The following is a 2,171-nucleotide window of genomic DNA, read 5'->3' as shown; positions in this document are numbered from 1 at the left end:
CTCCATTACTTATTCAATAAAAACGCGTGTGCTTTACTGGCGAGACTGGCCGCCTTGAAAACAAAACGCTTGTCGTCATTCAGTTTTTTGAGCCATCCCGCGATATAATCTTCATGTTGTACCTCGCCAAATACCCCCAAATCAGCACAACAAAACGCTGCACCCAATTCAGCCACCAATTCCTCAAACGCATAATCTTTTGAACCAAAACTATTTTTTAAATCACGATCTAAACGGCTACTGTGTCCAGAAAAATGAGTCAGTTCGTGAAGTGCTGTTGCGTAATAATCATCTGACGATGCAAAACGGTCTTTTGTCGGTAACGTAATCGCATCAATACTCGGAGAATAAAACGCCCTCACGCCTAGATGGTTAATTGTCGCGCCAGTCTGCGTGATAGCCGCCTCAACGTGGTCAAGCGTAATGAACTCGCCTTGAACAGTACGCGCTTCACTGACCGTGACAGAGGGCTTGTCAATGTTCTCTATTTGGTCGAGATTGAAGACCGTGAAGGATTTCAACATAGGGAGCATGTCTTTTTCGCCCTTGTCGTTATCCTTCTCTAGCATCTTATAAAAGATGATTGCCCCACACTTTTTTATGCTCTCCTATAACGCACCTTGCATGGATTCACTTACGTTCATCATACCGACACCCTAGCACTTACCCGATTTGTGGTTATCAGGAGGAACTTCCTCTCACGATTCCATTCCCGCTCAGCAAACTGCTGAACTTCGTTACATTGTCGGGTTCGCTGCTTTATTCAGAACCCTAGGGTCATCTGGTGATACAGATGGTTCACTCTTATCGCGGTGAACAGCGCTTCATACGACTTCAGGTCGCACGGACATTTCCGAGTTAAAGCCGTTTCTAAATTAGTAAGATGTGAATTAACTAAGGTATAGCAAACCGCCAGCCCTGACTGTTCAATCTTAATGTAGTCTGCTTGTCACAAGCGGTTATAGTTTTAGCTAATCAGGTAGTTGATTACACCATAGAGCTTTCTTTTAAAATCAAATATGATTTGACATATAATCAAATATGACCGAGATTATGATTAACTTTAAAGCCTTGGAGATAATCATATGTCACGTACTATCCAAATCTCAGATGAAACATATTCTCACCTTGAGAAGCTTGCCGTAGGCTTTGATACTCCGGAAGCTGTCATTGTTCGCCTGTTAGACCAAGTAGAAGGTAAGCCTGAATCAAAACCTTCACTTAACTTTTATCCTGAAGATGAAGTTGAGTTCAAACGACAATTGTTAGATACCAAGGAAGCAGAGGTTGTTATCTATAAAGTTGATGGCTCTCGAGAGATTAATCATTGGAAAGCAAGCCGCCTTTCAAACTCGTCTAATTTGAGAGGTAATCTATGGTCTGGCCCACTGCGAAACTGGAAAGATAAGGGCATTCAGAAAGTAGACCTATCTATCCTACCTAAGGGTTTGAACATACCAGGTGATGAGACAGCAGCAACCAAGGCTTTAGCTGTGGAATTTCAACTTACCTATGATGAAATGGATTCTCTAACCTATGAAATTGATAGCAACTCAAGTGATGATGACTTGGTTTATAACTACATCATTCAATTTTATGACGGTAATGACCCATCAATCTTAGCCAAGATTAATGGGCTGTCTGAACACTTGTGGATTAACGTAGATACATCTGTTCTAGACTAAGACAATCCTCAAATACAAAAACGCTCTCAATCGATACTTGAGAGCTTTTTTAGTTTAACTGCTGAACGCTTCAGCTTTCGTGGGGTTCAGTTGCCGTAGTGCTGAATCAAACGTGGACAGAAGTACGTTAGAGTCGATATTCGAAGCCGTCCACTTCGGATAACCTGAATTTGTGCAAAACGAAGTAGACGGCTTTGTTGTTCAAGAGAATTGACTGCCGGCGCAGCCAAAAGTGGCAAACTGTCAGATCAGGTCTGAATCAGTACACCTTTAAAGTTTTTGACCAAAATTGACAGTCAACTTTGGATAAACACCTCGGGAAATAGTCCAAAATCGACTGGCACGATTGGACAGAATGTGGCATCTTTATACTGTATTATAAGAATTTCCCCGAAGCAGTAAGGTGACTCCATGACCATCAAAACTGTCGCATCCAAGGTTTCAGACACCCCAAAAATTTCGGAGTTGGTGACGCACTATGTCAAT

At 42.0% G+C, this 2,171-nt stretch carries 1 protein-coding gene and 1 pseudogene; one reads left to right on the top strand and one right to left on the bottom strand.

What is annotated here, in order from left to right; translation table 11 throughout:
- Nucleotides 1-5 precede the first annotated feature (5 nt).
- A pseudogene (locus C9J12_RS29830) lies at nucleotides 6-599 on the bottom strand (ArdC family protein); the annotation flags it as partial.
- 486 nt (nucleotides 600-1,085) lie between these two features.
- Here C9J12_RS29830 and C9J12_RS29825 point away from each other — a divergent pair.
- Complete coding sequence (locus C9J12_RS29825) at nucleotides 1,086-1,685, top strand: hypothetical protein (RefSeq protein WP_107247078.1); 600 nt, start codon at nucleotides 1,086-1,088, stop codon at nucleotides 1,683-1,685.
- Nucleotides 1,686-2,171 lie beyond the last annotated feature (486 nt).

The organism is Photobacterium frigidiphilum (genome assembly GCF_003025615.1).
GTDB classification, from domain to species: domain Bacteria; phylum Pseudomonadota; class Gammaproteobacteria; order Enterobacterales; family Vibrionaceae; genus Photobacterium; species Photobacterium frigidiphilum.
Note: the sequence above shows the minus strand (reverse complement) of the source record. Positions and strands in the feature narration are given on the sequence as shown.